20 protein-coding genes are annotated in these 16,407 nt (G+C 57.2%); 8 read left to right on the forward strand and 12 right to left on the reverse strand.

The window, feature by feature from the left end:
• Positions 1–88: 88 nt before the first annotated feature.
• Positions 89–712, forward strand: coding sequence for a LysE family translocator (locus HLUCCO03_RS15630; protein ID WP_027831770.1), 624 nt, complete (start codon positions 89–91; stop codon positions 710–712).
• A 33-nt stretch (positions 713–745) separates the two neighbouring features.
• Here the strand turns inward: HLUCCO03_RS15630 and HLUCCO03_RS15635 are convergent, their stop codons facing one another.
• A complete protein-coding gene (locus HLUCCO03_RS15635; RefSeq protein ID WP_292016740.1) occupies positions 746–2,422 on the reverse strand; it encodes a GMC family oxidoreductase in 1,677 nt (558 codons plus the stop codon).
• Positions 2,423–2,644: 222 nt separating this feature from the next.
• On the opposite strand from HLUCCO03_RS15635, the gene HLUCCO03_RS15640 reads away from it, so the two are divergent.
• A complete protein-coding gene (locus tag HLUCCO03_RS15640; protein ID WP_051603836.1) occupies positions 2,645–2,884 on the forward strand; it encodes a DUF1289 domain-containing protein in 240 nt (79 codons plus the stop codon).
• 10 nt (positions 2,885–2,894) lie between these two features.
• Here the strand turns inward: HLUCCO03_RS15640 and HLUCCO03_RS15645 are convergent, their stop codons facing one another.
• Positions 2,895–3,542 (reverse strand): D-alanyl-D-alanine carboxypeptidase family protein, encoded by a 648-nt coding sequence (locus HLUCCO03_RS15645; RefSeq protein ID WP_081813532.1) that lies wholly within the window; start codon positions 3,540–3,542, stop codon positions 2,895–2,897.
• Between the two features lie 207 nt (positions 3,543–3,749).
• Between HLUCCO03_RS15645 and HLUCCO03_RS15650 the strand changes: the two genes are divergently transcribed.
• Positions 3,750–3,959 (forward strand): hypothetical protein, encoded by a 210-nt coding sequence (locus tag HLUCCO03_RS15650; protein ID WP_027831772.1) that lies wholly within the window; start codon positions 3,750–3,752, stop codon positions 3,957–3,959.
• Between the two features lie 5 nt (positions 3,960–3,964).
• Here the strand turns inward: HLUCCO03_RS15650 and HLUCCO03_RS15655 are convergent, their stop codons facing one another.
• The 3 genes from HLUCCO03_RS15655 to HLUCCO03_RS15665 all read right to left on the reverse strand — a co-directional run bounded on the left by HLUCCO03_RS15655 (position 3,965) and on the right by HLUCCO03_RS15665 (position 6,502).
• Positions 3,965–5,152 (reverse strand): CaiB/BaiF CoA-transferase family protein, encoded by a 1,188-nt coding sequence (locus tag HLUCCO03_RS15655; protein WP_027831773.1) that lies wholly within the window; start codon positions 5,150–5,152, stop codon positions 3,965–3,967.
• On the reverse strand, positions 5,149–6,012 hold the full coding sequence (locus HLUCCO03_RS15660) for an oxaloacetate decarboxylase (RefSeq protein WP_027831774.1): 864 nt from the start codon (positions 6,010–6,012) through the stop codon (positions 5,149–5,151). The genes HLUCCO03_RS15655 and HLUCCO03_RS15660 overlap by 4 nt, the downstream gene beginning before the upstream one ends.
• 106 nt (positions 6,013–6,118) lie before the next feature.
• On the reverse strand, positions 6,119–6,502 hold the full coding sequence (locus tag HLUCCO03_RS15665; protein WP_027831775.1) for a nuclear transport factor 2 family protein: 384 nt from the start codon (positions 6,500–6,502) through the stop codon (positions 6,119–6,121).
• A 420-nt stretch (positions 6,503–6,922) separates the two neighbouring features.
• On the opposite strand from HLUCCO03_RS15665, the gene HLUCCO03_RS15670 reads away from it, so the two are divergent.
• Positions 6,923–7,750, forward strand: coding sequence for a hypothetical protein (locus HLUCCO03_RS15670; RefSeq protein WP_027831776.1), 828 nt, complete (start codon positions 6,923–6,925; stop codon positions 7,748–7,750).
• 46 nt (positions 7,751–7,796) lie between these two features.
• On the opposite strand, the gene HLUCCO03_RS15675 is transcribed toward HLUCCO03_RS15670, so the two are convergent.
• On the reverse strand, positions 7,797–9,011 hold the full coding sequence (locus HLUCCO03_RS15675) for a serine hydrolase (protein WP_027831777.1): 1,215 nt from the start codon (positions 9,009–9,011) through the stop codon (positions 7,797–7,799).
• Positions 9,012–9,386: 375 nt separating this feature from the next.
• On the opposite strand from HLUCCO03_RS15675, the gene HLUCCO03_RS15680 reads away from it, so the two are divergent.
• The gene (locus HLUCCO03_RS15680; protein ID WP_036197429.1) at positions 9,387–10,202 is read left to right on the forward strand and encodes an alpha/beta hydrolase; all 816 of its coding nucleotides are present in this window, start codon (positions 9,387–9,389) and stop codon (positions 10,200–10,202) included.
• The gene (locus tag HLUCCO03_RS15685) at positions 10,203–11,744 is read left to right on the forward strand and encodes a PAS domain-containing hybrid sensor histidine kinase/response regulator (RefSeq protein ID WP_051603838.1); all 1,542 of its coding nucleotides are present in this window, start codon (positions 10,203–10,205) and stop codon (positions 11,742–11,744) included.
• A gap of 40 nt (positions 11,745–11,784) precedes the next feature.
• Here the strand turns inward: HLUCCO03_RS15685 and HLUCCO03_RS15690 are convergent, their stop codons facing one another.
• Both HLUCCO03_RS15690 and HLUCCO03_RS15695 read right to left on the reverse strand, forming a co-directional pair.
• Entirely contained in the window at positions 11,785–12,531 is a 747-nt protein-coding gene (locus HLUCCO03_RS15690; RefSeq protein ID WP_197025663.1) for a glucosaminidase domain-containing protein, read from the reverse strand.
• Between the two features lie 48 nt (positions 12,532–12,579).
• Positions 12,580–13,326 (reverse strand): SDR family oxidoreductase, encoded by a 747-nt coding sequence (locus tag HLUCCO03_RS15695; protein ID WP_027831779.1) that lies wholly within the window; start codon positions 13,324–13,326, stop codon positions 12,580–12,582.
• 187 nt (positions 13,327–13,513) lie between these two features.
• On the opposite strand from HLUCCO03_RS15695, the gene HLUCCO03_RS15700 reads away from it, so the two are divergent.
• On the forward strand, positions 13,514–14,341 hold the full coding sequence (locus tag HLUCCO03_RS15700) for a MipA/OmpV family protein (RefSeq protein WP_027831780.1): 828 nt from the start codon (positions 13,514–13,516) through the stop codon (positions 14,339–14,341).
• Positions 14,342–14,402: 61 nt separating this feature from the next.
• Here the strand turns inward: HLUCCO03_RS15700 and HLUCCO03_RS15705 are convergent, their stop codons facing one another.
• The 4 genes from HLUCCO03_RS15705 to HLUCCO03_RS15720 form a co-directional block, all read right to left on the reverse strand.
• Positions 14,403–14,882: an acyl-CoA thioesterase gene (locus HLUCCO03_RS15705; protein WP_027831781.1), complete on the reverse strand. Its 480-nt coding sequence runs from the start codon at positions 14,880–14,882 to the stop codon at positions 14,403–14,405.
• A gap of 56 nt (positions 14,883–14,938) precedes the next feature.
• The gene (locus HLUCCO03_RS15710) at positions 14,939–15,205 is read right to left on the reverse strand and encodes a DksA/TraR family C4-type zinc finger protein (RefSeq protein WP_027831782.1); all 267 of its coding nucleotides are present in this window, start codon (positions 15,203–15,205) and stop codon (positions 14,939–14,941) included.
• A gap of 67 nt (positions 15,206–15,272) precedes the next feature.
• A complete protein-coding gene (locus HLUCCO03_RS15715; RefSeq protein ID WP_027831783.1) occupies positions 15,273–15,563 on the reverse strand; it encodes a DUF1330 domain-containing protein in 291 nt (96 codons plus the stop codon).
• On the reverse strand, positions 15,560–15,913 hold the full coding sequence (locus HLUCCO03_RS15720; protein WP_027831784.1) for a TfoX/Sxy family protein: 354 nt from the start codon (positions 15,911–15,913) through the stop codon (positions 15,560–15,562). Before HLUCCO03_RS15720 ends, HLUCCO03_RS15715 begins: the two co-directional genes overlap by 4 nt.
• A 150-nt stretch (positions 15,914–16,063) precedes the next feature.
• Here HLUCCO03_RS15720 and HLUCCO03_RS15725 point away from each other — a divergent pair, with 150 nt between their 5' ends.
• Positions 16,064–16,387: a thioredoxin family protein gene (locus tag HLUCCO03_RS15725; protein WP_027831785.1), complete on the forward strand. Its 324-nt coding sequence runs from the start codon at positions 16,064–16,066 to the stop codon at positions 16,385–16,387.
• The last annotated feature ends 20 nt before the right edge of the window (positions 16,388–16,407 follow it).

The raw sequence follows: 16,407 nt of genomic DNA on the forward strand, positions 1-16,407 counted from the left end.
ACTAGTCATCCTGTGGCTCAGAAAGCAACCTTTCGCTACCGGGGCGTCGGTATACTTATTGTCTCGGTTCAGGGAAAACACCACGGATATGAACGAATTATTCCTGTTCTCTACCGCCCTTGTTGCAATCTATCTGGCTCCCGGCCCGGATATGATTCTGGTTCTCGGTACAACCGTGAGGGATGGGCAGAGGCAAGCCATTGCCACGGCTGCGGGGCTTGCAGTGGCACGCTCGATACATGTGTTGCTGGCGGCGGTTGGGCTTGCGGCGCTTTTTGACTCGCAGCCCTGGAGTTATCACACGGTTCGCCTGCTCGGTGCTGCCTATCTGCTTTACCTGGGCTGGCAGTTTCTGCGCAACAGTGGTGCCTTGCCAGAACAGAGCGCTCTGGCGGCTGGCAATAAAAGGCGAGGTTACCTGGCAGCCTTCCGGCGTGGATTGGCAACGAACCTGCTCAACCCGAAGTCTCTGATCTTCTGCTCTGTGCTGCTCCCCCAGTTCATTCACCCGGAGCTTTCCGGTGTGGCGGAGCAATTTGCAGTTCTGGCAGTGATACTGGTTCTGACCGGCTTTGCTTTTGACCTTGCCTTTGCGTTCCTCGGCAGGGGATTGTGGGCACTGACAGCCGGGAATGCCCGGTATCAGAAAGTCCAGAACAACGTCTTCGCTTTGCTGATGATGGGCATCGGGCTGAAGGTGGCCCTTTCCTAGAGCCGCCAGGTAAGGCGCCCTGTCCGGAGCGGGTTATTTCCCGGCCAGAATCCAGCTAGCCGCTTTCTCCGCAATCATCAGTGTCGGCGAGTTCGTATTGCCGCTGGTAATGGTGGGCATCACGCCAGCGTCCACAACCCTCAACCCGGAAACACCCCTCACTTTCAGGTGAGAATCCACAACGGCCATGGGGTCATCCGCCCGGCCCATCCGGGTGGTACCGACAGGATGGAAGATGGTGGTGCCAATGTCGCCGGCCAGGCGGGCCAGTTCGTCGTCGGTCTGGTACTCAACGCCCGGTTTGAATTCTTCCGGCCGGTATCGGGCGAACGCCTGCTGCTCCGCAATACGGCGGGTAACCCGCAGGGAATCGGCGGCTACCTTGCGATCTTCCTCGGTGTTCAGGTAGTTCGGGGCGATCACAGGCGCTTCCCTCGGGTCGCTGCTGCGAATACGGACCGTGCCGCGGCTGCCGGGGTTGAGGTTGCACACACTGGCGGTGATTGCCGGGAACTCGTGCAAGGGCTGACCGAAGGCATCCAGGCTCAGGGGCTGAACATGGTACTGGATGTTGGCGTAGTCATATTCCTCCGAGCTGCGGGTGAACGCACATAGCTGTGACGGTGCCATACTCATGGGGCCGGAGCGCTTGAACAGGTATTCCAGGCCAATCCGCGCCTTGCCGAACATGGAGTGGATCATTGTATTGAGGGTTTTGGCGCCATGGAGCTTGTACACTGACCGAATCTGCAGATGGTCCTGCAGGTTTTCGCCGACGCCCGGCAAATCCGCGACAACAGGAATGTTGTGTTGCTTCAGAAGATCGGCAGGGCCGATTCCGGAAACCTGCAACAACTGCGGTGAGCCGATGGAGCCGGCAGACAGGATGACTTCCTTCGCAGCCAGGGCCTCAACTTCATCACCGCCTGCCCTGGCGACCCTGACCCCCGTGCAGCGGGGCTGTCCATCTTCCGCAGCCGTTGTGTTCAAAGCCAGTACCTGGGTGGAGTGCCAGAGCGTAAGGTTGCCCCGGCTGATGGCACTGCGAAGAAACGCCTTGGACGTATTCCAGCGCCAGCCGGATCGTTGGTTGACCTCGAAGTAATCGACACCTTCGTTGTCACCCCGGTTGAAGTCATGGGTGCGGGGAATACCGGCTTGCACTGCCGCCTCGGCGAAATCCTCCAGTACCTGCCATTTCAGGCGCTGGTGTTCGATGCGCCACTCGCCGCCGTGGCCATGGAATTTTTTGTGGTCGGGGTCGGCATCGCTGCCTTCATCTAGCCGGTAGTGGTCCTCGTGGCGCATAAAATCCGGCAGGCAGTTTTCCCAGTTCCAGGCCTCGTCGCCGGTCACTTCCGCCCAGTGGTTGTAATCCCGGGCCTGGCCACGGATATAGAGCATGCCATTGATGCTGGAGCACCCGCCCAGGGTTTTGCCCCTTGGATAGATCAGCGAGCGCCCGTTGAGCCCGGGAACGGCGTCGGTACGAAAGCGCCAGTCGGTGCGGGGATTATCAATGCAGTAAAGGTATCCCACCGGAATGTGGATCCAGTGATAGGTATCCCTGCCCCCCGCCTCGATCAGCAGCACCCGGTTATCCGGGTTCTCGCTGAGGCGGTTGGCCAGCAGGCAACCAGCCGTGCCGGCACCCACCACAATGTAATCAAATTCCGTTGCCTGTCCTTTGGCTTTGTTATTGTCGGACATGCTCAAACCTCGTGGCGTTAATTTCGGCCTGTGGGCAGACGCCTGCCTGGAAAGGCTGAGAATAGCCTAAAAGCACCACAGCCGCCATTGGGCAGGTATCCACGACCAGTTACAGAGGTGCTGGCATCTCGGTTTTCCACGGTCCCTGCGCCTTGTAACCATGGGCTGCAATGCTCAGCCTTGTGGGTAATATTGTTTTCGATAAGAGGTGGGCCAGTTATCATGGAACCCGTTACCAAGAAACCCTGCATCGACATCTGCGAATTCAACAAAAAGGCCGTCTGTAAGGCCTGTGGCCGCACCAGGCAGGAGAAGAAAGAGTGGAAACAGCTCTCCGCTGATGAAAAGCAGGCAATCTGGACGCGGATTCTTGATTCCCATGGTTCTGGCAAGGGTAAGCATCCGAAAGCGTTGCGGGAGCTTTATGAAAAAGCCAGACGCAAGCAGCGCAAGAAGAGCTGAGCCCGCTGACTTATTCCCCCGCCCGCAGAAGCCGCCAGTGCCAGGGCTCGAATTTGATGCCGTTGTTATCCTCTTCCGGGTAGGAGAGCTTGAAACAGTAATCCGCCGCGTTTTCCTCAAGCCACCTGAATGCTCTGGTTTCGGCAAAGGCCTCAGTGAAAGGCTCCACGTCCGTGGTCATGAAATCGAGGGCATCGCCTGTGTGATGCTCACTGAAGCCGGGAGGTGTGCTGGTTTTCAGGACAGTTTCAATGGTCTCGCCGTTTTTCAGTCTGTCGCGTAGCAGCTGCTCCTGATGCTCCAGGGAGCGAAAAGCGGAAACCAGCGTGAGGGTTACGTCATCGACCATGGCGGCGGCCTGCATCTCCCTCCAGGCATCCCGGGCCTCACGGGACATGAAAAACACTCCCTGACCGGGGTCGATATCCGCGACAACCAGATCGTCCTGCTGTATCTGAAGACTCAGCCCCCTGTTTTTTATAGAGGTGTCCGAAATGCCCAGGCCGGTATTGATTGCCTCCACGCGGGCCCGGTAATCAGCGGAGGGGTCGGGCAGGGCATCGGCCTCACAGCGTGGTTCTGCCAGACTGGCCAGGGGGACCAGCAAAAGCAGCAGGGCCGGACGACAACGGTTGATCAACGGGTATACTCCTGTCATGCGCACTCAGGTAAGGCAGAAAATATACCAGCCCCGGCCGCCTCATGCTCATTACGAGCGTACTTCTGATTTAATGCCTTACAGTTCCATGGCAGCAACCCGTCCTCGAAAAAGGTGCTTTTGTGTCTCTGATCGCCTTTACCACGCTGTTCATTGGCGGGCAGGGGGTTTCCCTCTGGCTCACCCCTCTGCTGCTGAGCTGGCTGTTTGCGGCGTGGGGCCAAAGCAGTGGAGAACAGTGGCTTTGCCGATCGTAACTTTGCCCGGCGGCTGGCGCTGAAGCTGCCGGCCGGCGACCTGTGGTGGCTGGGCGCGCTGGTGGCCGGCACGGTCAGTTCGCTGGCCCTGCTGGCAGGGCTGATACCGACACTGAGGGCCATGCGGTTGAATCCCGTGCTTTTGCTGCGGGATGGGTGAGCGGGTCAGCTGCCCGCCATCCCTGAATCCATCATCCTCTGAATCTCCTCCCCGGTATAACCGCACTCCGCCAACAGGGTGCGGGTGTGCTCGCCGAGGCGTGGCGCGCCCTGCCAGTGCTGATCCGGCGTTGCTGAAAACCGGGACGGGCCACGGGTCTGGCGGATGAGGCCGGCCTGTGGGTGATCGTAGTTTACCAGCAGGTCGTTCGCCTTAACCTGGGGATGGTCCAGCATCTGGGTGCGGGTCAGGACCGGGGCGCAGGGCACCTGTTCCTCTTCCAGCCTGGCCAGCCAGTGTTCGGCAGAGTCGGTGCGGATAACGGACTGGATCAGGTCAAGCCGGGCATCGATGTTCTGCTGGCGCAGTTCTGCGGTCAGAAACCTGGGATCCTTGGCCCATTCCGGCCGGTTCAGGGCGCGGATGATCGCCTGCCACTCGCGGTCATTCTGCACAGCGATGGTAATGTATCCGGTGGTGGTTTCGTAGATCAGGTCCTGGAAGCTGGCGGCTTCCTGCTGTGGCAACTCTGTATGCACAAAGGTCTGGCTGCCCATGTCGGAACTCCACAGGAACGCAATGATTGCATCCAGCATGGATAGCCGCACATGCTGGCCTTCACCGGTTCGTTCACGGGCAAAGAGGGCTGCAGTAATGGCCTGGGCCGCGGTCACGCCGGTGAGCTTGTCTGGCAGTATGGTTCTGACCAGCTGTGGGCGCCGCTCATCTGCTCCGGCCTGCACAGTGGCCAGTCCGGACAGGCCCTGAATCAACGGGTCGTAAACCGGGCGCCGGGAATAGGGGCCGGTATCCCCGAAACCACTGATCGACACCATGATCAGGTTGGGAGCCACCTTGCGTAACTCGTCCTCACCCAGGCCCATTCGCTCAATAACCCCCGGGCGAAAGTTCTGTACAAATACATCGGCCGTGGCTACCAGTTTTAACAGCGCCTCTCGCCCCTGTGGCTCCTTCAGGTTAAGCGCAACAGACTTCTTGTTGCGGTTGTTATTGAGAAACAGCACCGACATATCGCCCTGACGGTTGGCTGCAGAGCGGGTGAAATCGCCCCCCGCCGGGTTCTCGACCTTGATGACTTCCGCGCCCTGATCGGCCAGTATCATGGTGGCCAGGGGGCCGGATATCATGGCTGTCAGGTCGATAATACGGATCCCAGTGAGAGGAGCGGTCATTCTTTCACATCCATGAATCGCCGGGCCCATTCCCGGTTCTCCTCAAGGGTAGAGTAGCGAGTCGACAACTCGGAGGCGGTGAGAGTACCTTCGGAGACCCCGCGCTGTTCCCGCAGCCAGTCGTAGGTTGCTTTAATGGCGGCAAAATAGGCCCCGTGGCCGTTCACCACGATGCGCACACCATTGGCGATCAGTCTTTGGTGGTCCTCCAGCTGGGGGTTATCGAAGGCCACAAGCATCACGGGAACCGACACATGGCTGCTGATGGCTTCCAGGTGCTCGAAATCCCGGATGCCAACCATGCAGAGCCCGTCTGCTCCTGCGGCTTCGTAAGCCACAACCCGTTCGATGGTATCGTCAATACTGAGTTCGCCAGCATTGGTACGGGCGAAGATAGCCATGGCGGGATCAATGCGGGCTTCCAGGGCCGCCTCAATCTTGCCCACGGCTTCATCCAGTGGAATCAGGTCCGTTGATTTACGTCCGTACTTGGCCGGCAGCAGGGTGTCCTCGATGGTCAGGGCGGCGACACCGGCCCGCTCGAGTTCCGTGATTGTGCGCATCACATTGAGCGCATTGCCGTAGCCATGATCCGCATCGGCGATAATCGGCAACCGGGCGACACGCCCGATACGGGTTGCCTGTTCGGTAAATTCACTGAGGGTGATCAACGCAAAATCCGGAGCCGCCAGTACCTGCAGGGAGGCCACAGAGCCGCCAAAAATGCCTACTTCAAAGCCGAGGTCCGCGGCAATCCGGGCAGACATGGGGTCAAAGGTCGAGGCTGTGTAATAGCAGTCCCTGGTGTCCAGAAGCGCGCGAAACTCTTTGCGAAGGTCGTGCTGGGAAGGGGTTGCCATGCCAATGCTCCTTGAAACAACGGGGGCCAATTGCCCGCAAAACAGGAAGGACTGAAAGTATAGCCGGCTTACCTGGGTTCATCCTGTGCAGTCAGGCCTGCAGTTGTTACCGGGAAGCCGCCGAAGGCAGATTGCCACCGAGCATGTTTTCAACCACAGCGGCATTATAGAAGGCTTCGACCGTCTGTATCTTATCGTCCCGGACCCGGAACCAGACCGCAAGGCGCACATCCCCGATGAGTTCAAAGTGGGTCTGGTAATCCAGAATCGCAAACACGTGTTCCCCGTCGGCACTTAGCTGGCGGACGATCAGGTCTTTCTGAATGGCGGCCATGCCGAACTGATAGCCAAGCATGTCATCCCGGTTCAGGAAGCGCATGTTCGGCCCCACGTATTCAAACCCCTCCTCTACCAGCAAGGCCTTGGCCTCATCAAACCGCTGGGCATGGATGTCGGCGATAAACTGCGCAACGATGTCTTTTGGCTGCATTGTCAGGCTCCGGGTGTCTCAGCATTCATGGTGCTTTCCGCTATGACGGATTGCGCTTGGAGGTTGTGACTATCTTACACGGATTGATTTGGCGGCGATGCTCCACATTAGTCTTTGCCTACCTTCCCGTTATTGCCTGTGGGTGACCGGGTTCCGGAGGAAAGAAGCTGTGTCAAATCTGTAACAGCAGTGTCGAAAAACTTTACACATCATGTTTTTCCATCTGCAGGCGCAATCGACAGGGTACGGAAACAGAAGCTAAAAGATTGCTATGGCCCCTTTAATGCAGGTTTTTAATTGATGGTTGGTTTTTGTGTTTCGAGTGAAAAGGCCGTGGTATTGACCTTTCTCCAAGAGGCGACAGAGATACTTGAAACCTGGAAACGGACGTTCCCTAAAGTCGCTTCATCGAGGTGTTGTATGTTCAAGAAAACGCATGAATCAGGTCTGGCAATAACAATCCTGGGCGCCAGTTTATTGGTAAGTGCCTGTGGCGGCGGAGGTGGGGGCGGAAGCGATTCAACCAGTTCCAGCAGCTTAGGCGGTGATGTCACAGGGCTGAAAGCCGGCCTGTATGAAACAGAGATAACCCGTACTAAGCTCGACTCTGCTACCCAAACGGCGGTGAGTTATCTCAGCCCGACAGGAGCCCTCACAACGGTCTTCCTTAAAGGTGCCGGGCTTTCGTTTGGAACGTTGGAATTTGATGGTTCCGATATCAGCGGAACCAGTAGTGACTATCGTCAGCTGGACCCTGACGAACGCGACCCTGAAGGCTTTGTCGAGAAAAAAGATGACGAGCAGGGGACAATAAGCGGAACCGTCGAATCGCGAGAGTCTGGCAGGTTTACGACGGCCGACGCGGAAGGCGAAATCGATACGAAAGTGAAACTGAAGCGGCAAAACACGATCAGCGATATTGGAGTATCACTGGAGGAATTGGCCGGCACTTATACAACGGAGGATTCCGGGGTCGCCCTTACCGTGGAAGCAGATGGTACAGTGAACGCCGAGTATTACAAGAAAACCACCGGTTGCCACCTCCAGGGAATCCAAACCCTCTCTGTGCCCGACACTTCAATCAACATGTTTGAAATTGCCTACACCATGTCCGAATGCAACGACGAATACAAACATCGAAATGGTGACTACACGGGCCGCGGCTTTCTCGGGCCGGCCGAAAACCAGCAAATGGTATTTGCAGCCCAAAACGGGACGGTGGCCATGCAGTTTGACGGCACCCGGTAGGCTGGACGGGGTGGGCTCTCCAGAGAGGAACCACCCCTTTCGCGGGTTACAACAGGGCTCCATTAACAATAGCCCGTAACTCCTGGCGGATCGGGTAGGTCGACGAGGGGATCAGCTGTGTCATGAAGATCATCACCAGCTCCTCTACGGGATCGATAAAAAAGTTGGTGCTTGCCAGGCCACCCCAGCCATACTCGCCAACCGATCCGTTGATGTGGGATTTGGCGACATCGGTCTTTACCGAAAAGCCCAGGCCGAAGCCACTCCCGGCATAAGGTGTCTCGCTGAACGCACCGACGGAAAGGCCGGGCAGGTCCTGATTGCCGGGCAGATGGTTACGGCGCATGAACTCCAGGGTTTTCCGGCCAATAATTCGCCGCCCCCCAAACTGTCCACCCTGACAGAGTGCCTGGGCGAAGTGGAAATAGTCGTCAATGGTGGAAACCAGCCCGCCACCGCCAGACATAAACTCTCTTTTACTCCGGAAAGGGGACGTCTGCGGATCATCCTGCAGCTTGAGCTGATCGACGGGGTCGTACTGATAGCAGGCGGCAAAGCGGTCAAGCTGCTCGTCACGAACCCGAAAGCCGGTGTCAGGCATGTCCAGAGGTTCAAAGATATGCTCGCGCAGGTACTCATCGAATGGCTTGTCAGCCAGCAACTGCACCAGGTAACCCAGCACGTCCGTGCTGACCGAATAGTTCCAGGCCGTACCCGGTGAGAACTCCAGCGGCAATTCTGCCAGCTGATTGACCAGGGCTTCCAGCGTCATGCTGCGGCTGCCATCCAGCTTCAGTTCACGGTAGGCAGCATCGACGTTGGTGCGATTCATGAATCCGTAGGTCAGGCCCGACATATGCGTGAACAGATCGCGAATGGTCATGGTGGTGGTTGCAGGTGTGGTCAGGAAATCGGGATAGACACCGCTCTTATAAACCCGCAGGTTCTTCCAGGCCGGAATATACTTGTGTACGGGATCATCCAGCAGAAACCGCCCCTGCTCATAAAGCTGCATCATGGCAATCGAGGTGATCGGCTTGGTCATGGAATAAATGCGGAAAACCGTATCCCTGCAGACAGGTTTGTTGCGCTCCAGATCCATCATCCCCTGGGCTTTCACATAGGCAATTTCACCGTGCCGTGCCACCAGTGTCAGCGCACCGGGCAATTTTCCGGGCTTGATGTAGCGGCGTTCAAGGTGGTTTTCAATATGAGAGAGATGGTCTGCTGAGAGGCCGGCGACCTGTCTGGATTCTGTCATATCTTTTCTGCCTTGTTTGCCATAGATGTGATCCTGACGTGCTGTCACAGGGTTCCGGACAACGGATCCTCAATACTAGCTGATGTGTTCCCAAGAGTACTGGGAAAAAGTTCAAACCAAAAGCCGTCCGGCCAGGCGCTCCTGCTGGGCCCTGACCGCCTCAGTGAGAAAATCCATCAGGGCATGAATCCTCACCACGCCCCGCAAATCCGGGTGCACCTGCCAAGCACAGCAGGCCGTGGGTTGAGAGAGCAGAAATGCGAACCTGAAACCTCCTTTTTGTCCGAAGCAGCTAAGCTATACTGAAGTAACGGTGTCGTCGATCAGATGTGCTGGATTGTGCCGTGACTGAATGCCGGAATCAGGGAGGGGCTAATGGACGGGGAGGATATCGTTCGCCGGAACAACGTCCATCTTGAAGGCAGAGGTGCTCGCACCGTGATGCTCGCCCACGGGTTTGGCTGCGACCAGACCATGTGGAGGTATCTGACACCCCGGTTGAGTGCGCATTTCAGGCTGGTGCTGTTTGATTATGTTGGCTCCGGCGGCTCGCAAATGTCCGCCTTTGATCCCCAGCGTTACGGGACACTGGAAGGCTACGCCAAAGATATCCTGGACATCTGCCGGGCGCTTGAACTGCAGGACGTGATTCTTGTGGGGCATTCTGTCAGCAGCATCATCGGGCTGCTTGCGGCCCAGTCCAACCCGGCCTTCTTCTCGCGTCTGGTGCTGATCTGTCCGTCTCCATGCTTTCTGAACATCCCGCCGGACTATTCCGGTGGTTTTGAGCGCGAGGATCTCCAGGAACTGCTCGACCTGATGGAGAAGAATTACCTGGGATGGGCCAGTTTCATGGCTCCCCTGGTGATGGGCCCTGAAGCACCGCCGGATCTGGTGGATGAGCTGAACCGGAGTTTCTGCGCAACGGATGTCCGGGCAGCGAGAGCCTTTGCCCGCGCAACGTTCCTTTCCGATTACCGCCACATCCTCGGCGACACCAGACATCCAGCGCTGATACTGCAAAGCGAAACCGACACCCTGGCCCAGCCAAACGTTGGCCGTTATATGCATGAGCATATGCCTGGCAGTACATTTTCCCTGATTCAGGCGGAGGGTCATTGCCTGCACATGACGCACGCGGCTGAAGTGGCTGAGGCCATTATTGGCTTCTGCCATGAGCGGGGTGGCTGAATGCAGCAGGTGCCGGCCAGAGAGACCGAAAAATTCCCCTGTGGCTGCCTGATTACCACCGGCCCGGGCCAGCCCGGCGAACGCAAAATCCTGTTCGCCAATGCGTACTTTTATGGCCGGCTGGGTTTCGAAGAGGGCGCGCTGGTGGGGCGCGCAGTCACCTCCCTGCTTACGCCCGCTTCCGGTATCATCTTTGACAGCTACATGCTGCCGATGCTCAAGCACGAAGGGAAAGTGGAAGAAATCCTGCTTGAAATCCTCATCCCTGAAAACCGGCGAGTTCCCGTGGTGGTGAATGCGATTATGGACCAGCCGGGAGACGGGTATATCTACTGGAGCCTGTTCCGGGCCGTTCAGCGTAACCGGCTTTACAACGAACTGAACAAGGCCCGGGATATGGCCGAGCAGGCCAACAGGGCCAAATCCCGATTCCTGTCGAGCATGAGCCACGAGCTGCGCACCCCGATGAACGCCATTCTTGGTTTCAGCCAGAATATGGAGGCCGACCCCTCACTGCCCGACAGGCACCGCAGCCAGGTCGCTGAAATCATCAAGGCCGGCAATCACCTGCTGGAACTGATCAACGACGTTCTGGATCTGGCCCGGGTGGAAGCGGGACAAGTCGATCTGTCACTGGAAAACGTTGACGTCAACAAGGCGATCGAAGACGTCCTGGGGCTGGTAAAACCCCTGTCCGAACACCGTGAAATACAGTGCCGGATGACGTCCCCGGAAAGCCTGTGGGTAAGAGCCGACCGCACCCGTCTGAAGCAGGCGCTGGTAAACCTTGTCTCCAACGCCATCAAGTACAACCGCAGAGGGGGCGAAGTAAACGTGGCCGTTGAGCGCACCCGGGACGACGGCCAGCGCCGGGTGAGGGTGGCCGTCACCGACACCGGGCAGGGCATAGCCCCCGAGGACCTGCCCGGGCTGACCAGCCCATTCAACCGCCTGCCACAGGCAGACAGCCATATCGAAGGCACGGGTATCGGGCTGACCATTACCCGCCAGATCATCGAAGCCATGGAGGGCAGGCTGGGTATTTCAAGCGAGTTGGGTGTTGGCAGCACCTTCTGGATTGAACTGCCGGAGTGCCCGCCGGAACCCCGGGCCTCTCCACCGCCGGCGGAAAAACCGGCTGCAGAAATGACCGCATCGGAGCAACAGCCCTGCACAGTACTCTACATCGAGGATAACCCCGTTAACCTCAAAGTGGTGGAGCTGTTCATCCGCCGCCATGGAAAGGCCCACATGGTGCCTGCGGAATCCCCGGAGAAAGGCATCGAACTGGCTGCAACCGTGAAGCCGGCGCTGGTCCTGCTCGACATCAGCATGCCCCGCATGGATGGCTACCAGGTATTGAAAGCACTCAAGGAAAAACCGGAGCTGAGCGATACACCCATCATTGCCATGACCGGCTTTGCCTTGCCGGAGGAGGTTGAGCGGGGCAAGGCCGCAGGCTTTGATGACTACCTGACCAAGCCCATCAGAATGAACCAGTTTTTTGAGGTTCTGGACCAGTATCTGCCACAGCTAACGTGATGGTACCCCGGTTTTCGCCGAGAAACCCTGGCCGATCTAGTCACCGAAGCTGGTCGTGTCGGGCAAGGTCATTGGAACGTATCAGGGCCCGCACCCGGGACACGTATTCCTCTCCCTGCGCAGAATAATCTTCAAGGCCCTTCGCCAATGCGGTTCCGGTCACCGGTTCATCCTTGCTGCGCAGGTCTTCACGAATACGTCGCAATGGTGCGTAGCCCCTGTGTCGGTTCAGGTTTCGCATGTAGGCTTCGACGGATTCCTCGGCCGAGGCGAACACTGCGACTTCATAGTCTTCGTTCGGGGGGCGCTCCTCCGGTACCAGCCCGCAGCCTTTTTCAAAACACCATTGCCCGAAGAAATTATTGCCTTCGCGGGCAAAGCCGGATGTCCCCCAGGCACTTTCCTTGGCTGCCTGGGCAAGCGCCAGAGAGGGCGGGATTACATCCACCCGCCGCAACAGGCGCTTCCAGTCATCCGGGGAGCCCGGCTCAAAATCCTCGATGCCGTATTCGGCCGCAACGTCCTGAATGTCATTGCTGCTCCAGCCATCCACTGCCTCAGGATCGTCCTGCCATTGTGCGAGCTTTTTTCTGATTGCCAGAATTTCACTATTACGCTCCTTCACAAGGGGAAGAAAAAAGCTGAAAAAAGCCTCTTTGCGCTTTTCGACCGATTCATACCTGGTGAAGTCCGGGACGGCCCAGACCTGAGCCGAAAACAGCATGGCGATTGCCATGAACGCCGGATACCTGGCTCGCGGCCTGAATAACGGGATTGTTTTAAGCATTCACGCTCCTTTTGGTTGACTCACAGGGCTCAGCTTTCAGAAATTCGCTTACATTGCCCTTGCGAACAATCCAAAGGGCATGGCCTTCAACACGTAACTGAGCGGTGTCCAGGGCCACCAGGGCACATAGGCGCGGCGCTTTTCGGAATCGATGGCTTTCACCAGTGCCTTCACGCCGGTTTCCAGGTCCACCCGGAAGGGGGCATTCTTCGTGTCACGGTTGATATCGGTCAGAATATAGCCGGGCATAATGTTACTGACGTTGATGGGTTTGCCTTTGGTATCCAGTTGCAGGCCCTCCGCCAGCGATGCCACAGCGGCCTTGGTAGCCGCGTACACGTTGATAGCGCCCCGGAAACCGCGAATGCCGCTGACTGAAGACATCAGCACCAGGTGGCCGCTGTTCTGTTCCCGGAAAATCTCCATGGCCGCCTCGCTCTGGGCCAGGGCGCCGATAAAGTTGGTTTCCGCGGTGTGGCGGTTGGCGGCAAAGTGTCCGCGCCCAACCGGCTGGGAACTGCCGATGCCTGCGTTCACGACAACCCGGTCAAGACTGCCCAGCTCATCCCTGAAACCCCGGAAAACCGCGAATACCTGATCGTAGTCGCACACATCCAGGCCCCGGACCAGCACCCGTATGTTTGGGTAGGCCTGTTGCAATTCACGCTGCAGCGCTTCCAGTTTGTCGGCCCGCCGGGCACAGAGCGCGAGATTGCAGCCCTTTGCCGCCCATTCGCGGGCCATACCTTCACCGAGCCCGGAACTGGCGCCGGTAATCAGAATGTTCTTTCGCATGGTTGATGCCTTGGATGGATAAGGTTGTTTGTCACCAGACTAGCATGATTGGGTTTCCCGGCCCGAAACGAAATAGTCCAGGCCGGCATATGTACTGAGATCTGTTTTCCCAAATGGTCCATATAATAGAAAAAATAAGCATCTTCTTGGGCACCCATTGCCCGGTAGCACGCAGGAAAAATTCCCCATGAAAAAAATTACAAGCTCACTGTTGATTATGTTCCTACAGACCTTTTTATTTCAAACAGCCTTGGCGCAAGATGAAAACAAGGCTCTGGTTCCATTGCCCTCACTCGACGACTTTACCCGAGGTGAGGACGGCTGGGGGTTCGGGCTAGGTCTCACTATTGAATATGAAACCGCCTACGAAGGATCGGACGAATTTGAATTTGAGCTCCAGCCTGCAGGCGCCGTGCAGTGGCGTAAAGGGGATAACATCTTCTACTGGGCCGGTGAAGCACTAGGCTGGCGTGGCCTCCCTGCTGATACCTGGTTACTCGAAGCCCTTGTGGGCTTTGATGAGGGCCGTGAAGAAAGTGATTCCGACAAGGGCTATCTGGACGGACTTGGTGACGGCGATGAAGGGGTTGAACTCGTATTGCAGGCACGCCATACGTTCAGCGCCGACTGGCGTTACTGGCTGGTTGGTCGAGTGGTGACCGGCGAAAACGGCAACCTGGGCCTGTTTGGCGTAGGCCGCCGCTTCGGTGACCAAATCGACGGCACCGGGTCCGAGATTAACCTTGTTGGGGTATTTCACGATAGCGAATTCGCCAATAAAGACTTCGGCATCAACGCCGAGCAAGCAGCTGCATCGGGGTTGGACGAAACCAGATTGAGCAGTGGGCTCCGCTCCGTTGGGGTCGATTACAATTACCGTCACAACATCAACGATAATTGGCAGATCTACGGCGAAGCACTCTACGAGTACTACAGTAGCGACGTTCGCTCCAGCCCAATCGCCCGCAGCAATTACGAGGCCGAAATAGGCGTCGGGTTCATTTACATCTTCTAGGTTGGTTAACGTTGTCCTGCTGCGCGTGTGCGGGTACCAGATAACCGCCGCGCGCTCGACCTTACTTGCGATGAAGCTCCCTGTAGCGTTCCTCGAGTTCGGCACGAATGGCACGGCGCTCCTTACCGTTGGCAAATCGCCGGATCTGATCATCGGTGCGTGGAGTCAGCTGCGGCACCGGGACGGCCTTGCCGTTGTCATCAACGGCCACCATGGTAAAAAAGCAGCTGTTGCTGTGACGAACCAACTTGTTGCGGATATTCTCGGTGACCACCTTGATGCCGATCTCCATGGAGGTGCGGCCGGTGTAGTTCACACTCGCCAGGAAGGTGACCAGCTCGCCAACGTGGATGGGCTGGAGGAACATCACCTGGTCGACGGACAGGGTAACAACATAGGTCCCCGCGTAACGGCTGGCGCAGGCATAGGCGACTTCATCCAGATACTTCAGCAGGGTGCCGCCGTGCACATTGCCGGAGAAATTGGATTTGTCCGGCGTCATCAGGACGGTCATGCTCAGGGTTGCTGTATTGTTTTCCATGGTGCTTCTCTGGTGGTTTACTGTGCAGTATAGGCGCCATTCGCCGGATTCGTCGCTTACCGCAGTTGGCTGTCCTTGCTGCCACGGCGGTTAATGCCGCCTGAATAGGTCTCCTGCTTCTCAAGAGTCGACTGACACGCAACACACAACCGAACCCCGGGTATTGCCTTGCGGCGGGGCTCCGGAATGGCACTGCCACACTCTTCACAATAAACGGCGCTCTCACCGCTCACCAGTTGGCTGCGTGCGCGTTGCACCGCATCATCAACGCTGGCATCAATCTGATCCTGAACGGCGCCATCCTTTGACCATCCACCTGCCATATAGCATTCTCCAGTGGTTGAGTGAATGATGCAGTCGGGTAACCTTGAATGCCCGGCTAGCTTGCTGCTACGAATCGGCCTCGTAACTGATTAAATCCACATCCGCTGCCTGCCTACGCAAAGGAACCAGCGCCTGATACGCGGCGGAGTCGTGCCATTTGACCAAGGACTCCATATCCGGGAAGCGGATTACCACAGTATCCGTATGGGGGTGTTGTCCGCTCAGTACCTTCGCCCCTGTGCCGCGAAGCACAAGTTCGGCACCCCAGGGCGTCAGGGTCTCGGGGACCCGCTTGCGGTATTCTTCCCATTTACCTGGGTCTTTTACGGTGATCTGGCCGATTACGTAGGCTGTCACTGCTTTTTCACCTTGGTTCTTGTTGATGACTTTCTGGCCCGGAGCGCCGCATCGAACGCGAGAGCCGCCCATTCCTTCGCCTGTTCGGGATCCTCGAAAATGCTCTCCGGTGCCATGTAGTAAGACATTTTAATCATGGCATCATTTTTCTGGTACTCGAACGGCTCCAACCCAAGCTCTATAAACCGACCAACCGATTCCCCGTCGACCTTCAAATACAGTACATCATCGGCGACGAGACCAAACATCAGGCCATCGTGGTATACACCGTAGCCTCCGAACATGCGCCGAACCGAGACAGGGCCAAATTGGCAAAATACATCGTTGAGGTTTTCGACGAATTCGCTCATCTGATCTTCTGTCCTGAAGCCGGGTTGCAGCGGTTCAATGCCTCTCGTATGAAATCTGCCTTGGCCGCAGTCTGGATGACTGATTTCATTAAAAGTTATCATTTGGGCTCTTATGCTCAAACGTTGCCTGCTACTTGCGGAGTAAACATTATGCCGTTTGACAGCCAATATACACCTGAATCCATAACTCTGGAGGAGGTGACCCATAGCCAGGGCCCCTTATTGTTAGAGTTCGGCACAAACTGGTGTGGCTTCTGCCAGGCAGCGCAGCCACACATAAAGGCCGCCATGGAAAGCTATCCCGGGGTTGAACACGTGAAGGTAGAGGATGGAAAAGGACGCCGGCTGGGCCGGGCGTTTGGCGTGAAACTGTGGCCGTCGCTGATTTTCCTGAAGGATGGAAAAGAGATCACACGGCTGGTTCGCCCGGACAACCGTAGTGACATCGAAGACTCACTGACCAAGATCCAGTAAGTGCTTCAGCATGGAAGTAA

The sequence above is a fragment of the Marinobacter sp. HL-58 genome (assembly GCF_001314605.1).
Lineage (GTDB): Bacteria > Pseudomonadota > Gammaproteobacteria > Pseudomonadales > Oleiphilaceae > Marinobacter.

What these genes read in the sequence shown, in the direction of transcription:
- HLUCCO03_RS15655 (WP_027831773.1), bottom strand. Translation starts at nt 5,152, where the DNA reads ATGACCGCTCCTCTCACTGGGATCCGTATTATCGACCTGACAGCCATG.
- HLUCCO03_RS15670 (WP_027831776.1), top strand. Translation starts at nt 6,923, where the DNA reads ATGTTCAAGAAAACGCATGAATCAGGTCTGGCAATAACAATCCTGGGC.
- HLUCCO03_RS15680 (WP_036197429.1), top strand. Translation starts at nt 9,387, where the DNA reads ATGGACGGGGAGGATATCGTTCGCCGGAACAACGTCCATCTTGAAGGC.
- HLUCCO03_RS15685 (WP_051603838.1), top strand. Translation starts at nt 10,203, where the DNA reads ATGCAGCAGGTGCCGGCCAGAGAGACCGAAAAATTCCCCTGTGGCTGC.
- HLUCCO03_RS15720 (WP_027831784.1), bottom strand. Translation starts at nt 15,913, where the DNA reads ATGAGCGAATTCGTCGAAAACCTCAACGATGTATTTTGCCAATTTGGC.
- HLUCCO03_RS15725 (WP_027831785.1), top strand. Translation starts at nt 16,064, where the DNA reads ATGCCGTTTGACAGCCAATATACACCTGAATCCATAACTCTGGAGGAG.
- HLUCCO03_RS15640 (WP_051603836.1), top strand. Translation starts at nt 2,645, where the DNA reads ATGGAACCCGTTACCAAGAAACCCTGCATCGACATCTGCGAATTCAAC.
- HLUCCO03_RS15690 (WP_197025663.1), bottom strand. Translation starts at nt 12,531, where the DNA reads ATGCTTAAAACAATCCCGTTATTCAGGCCGCGAGCCAGGTATCCGGCG.
- HLUCCO03_RS15710 (WP_027831782.1), bottom strand. Translation starts at nt 15,205, where the DNA reads ATGGCAGGTGGATGGTCAAAGGATGGCGCCGTTCAGGATCAGATTGAT.
- HLUCCO03_RS15665 (WP_027831775.1), bottom strand. Translation starts at nt 6,502, where the DNA reads ATGCAGCCAAAAGACATCGTTGCGCAGTTTATCGCCGACATCCATGCC.
- HLUCCO03_RS15705 (WP_027831781.1), bottom strand. Translation starts at nt 14,882, where the DNA reads ATGGAAAACAATACAGCAACCCTGAGCATGACCGTCCTGATGACGCCG.
- HLUCCO03_RS15675 (WP_027831777.1), bottom strand. Translation starts at nt 9,011, where the DNA reads ATGACAGAATCCAGACAGGTCGCCGGCCTCTCAGCAGACCATCTCTCT.
- HLUCCO03_RS15695 (WP_027831779.1), bottom strand. Translation starts at nt 13,326, where the DNA reads ATGCGAAAGAACATTCTGATTACCGGCGCCAGTTCCGGGCTCGGTGAA.
- HLUCCO03_RS15660 (WP_027831774.1), bottom strand. Translation starts at nt 6,012, where the DNA reads ATGGCAACCCCTTCCCAGCACGACCTTCGCAAAGAGTTTCGCGCGCTT.
- HLUCCO03_RS15630 (WP_027831770.1), top strand. Translation starts at nt 89, where the DNA reads ATGAACGAATTATTCCTGTTCTCTACCGCCCTTGTTGCAATCTATCTG.
- HLUCCO03_RS15635 (WP_292016740.1), bottom strand. Translation starts at nt 2,422, where the DNA reads ATGTCCGACAATAACAAAGCCAAAGGACAGGCAACGGAATTTGATTAC.
- HLUCCO03_RS15700 (WP_027831780.1), top strand. Translation starts at nt 13,514, where the DNA reads ATGAAAAAAATTACAAGCTCACTGTTGATTATGTTCCTACAGACCTTT.
- HLUCCO03_RS15645 (WP_081813532.1), bottom strand. Translation starts at nt 3,542, where the DNA reads ATGACAGGAGTATACCCGTTGATCAACCGTTGTCGTCCGGCCCTGCTG.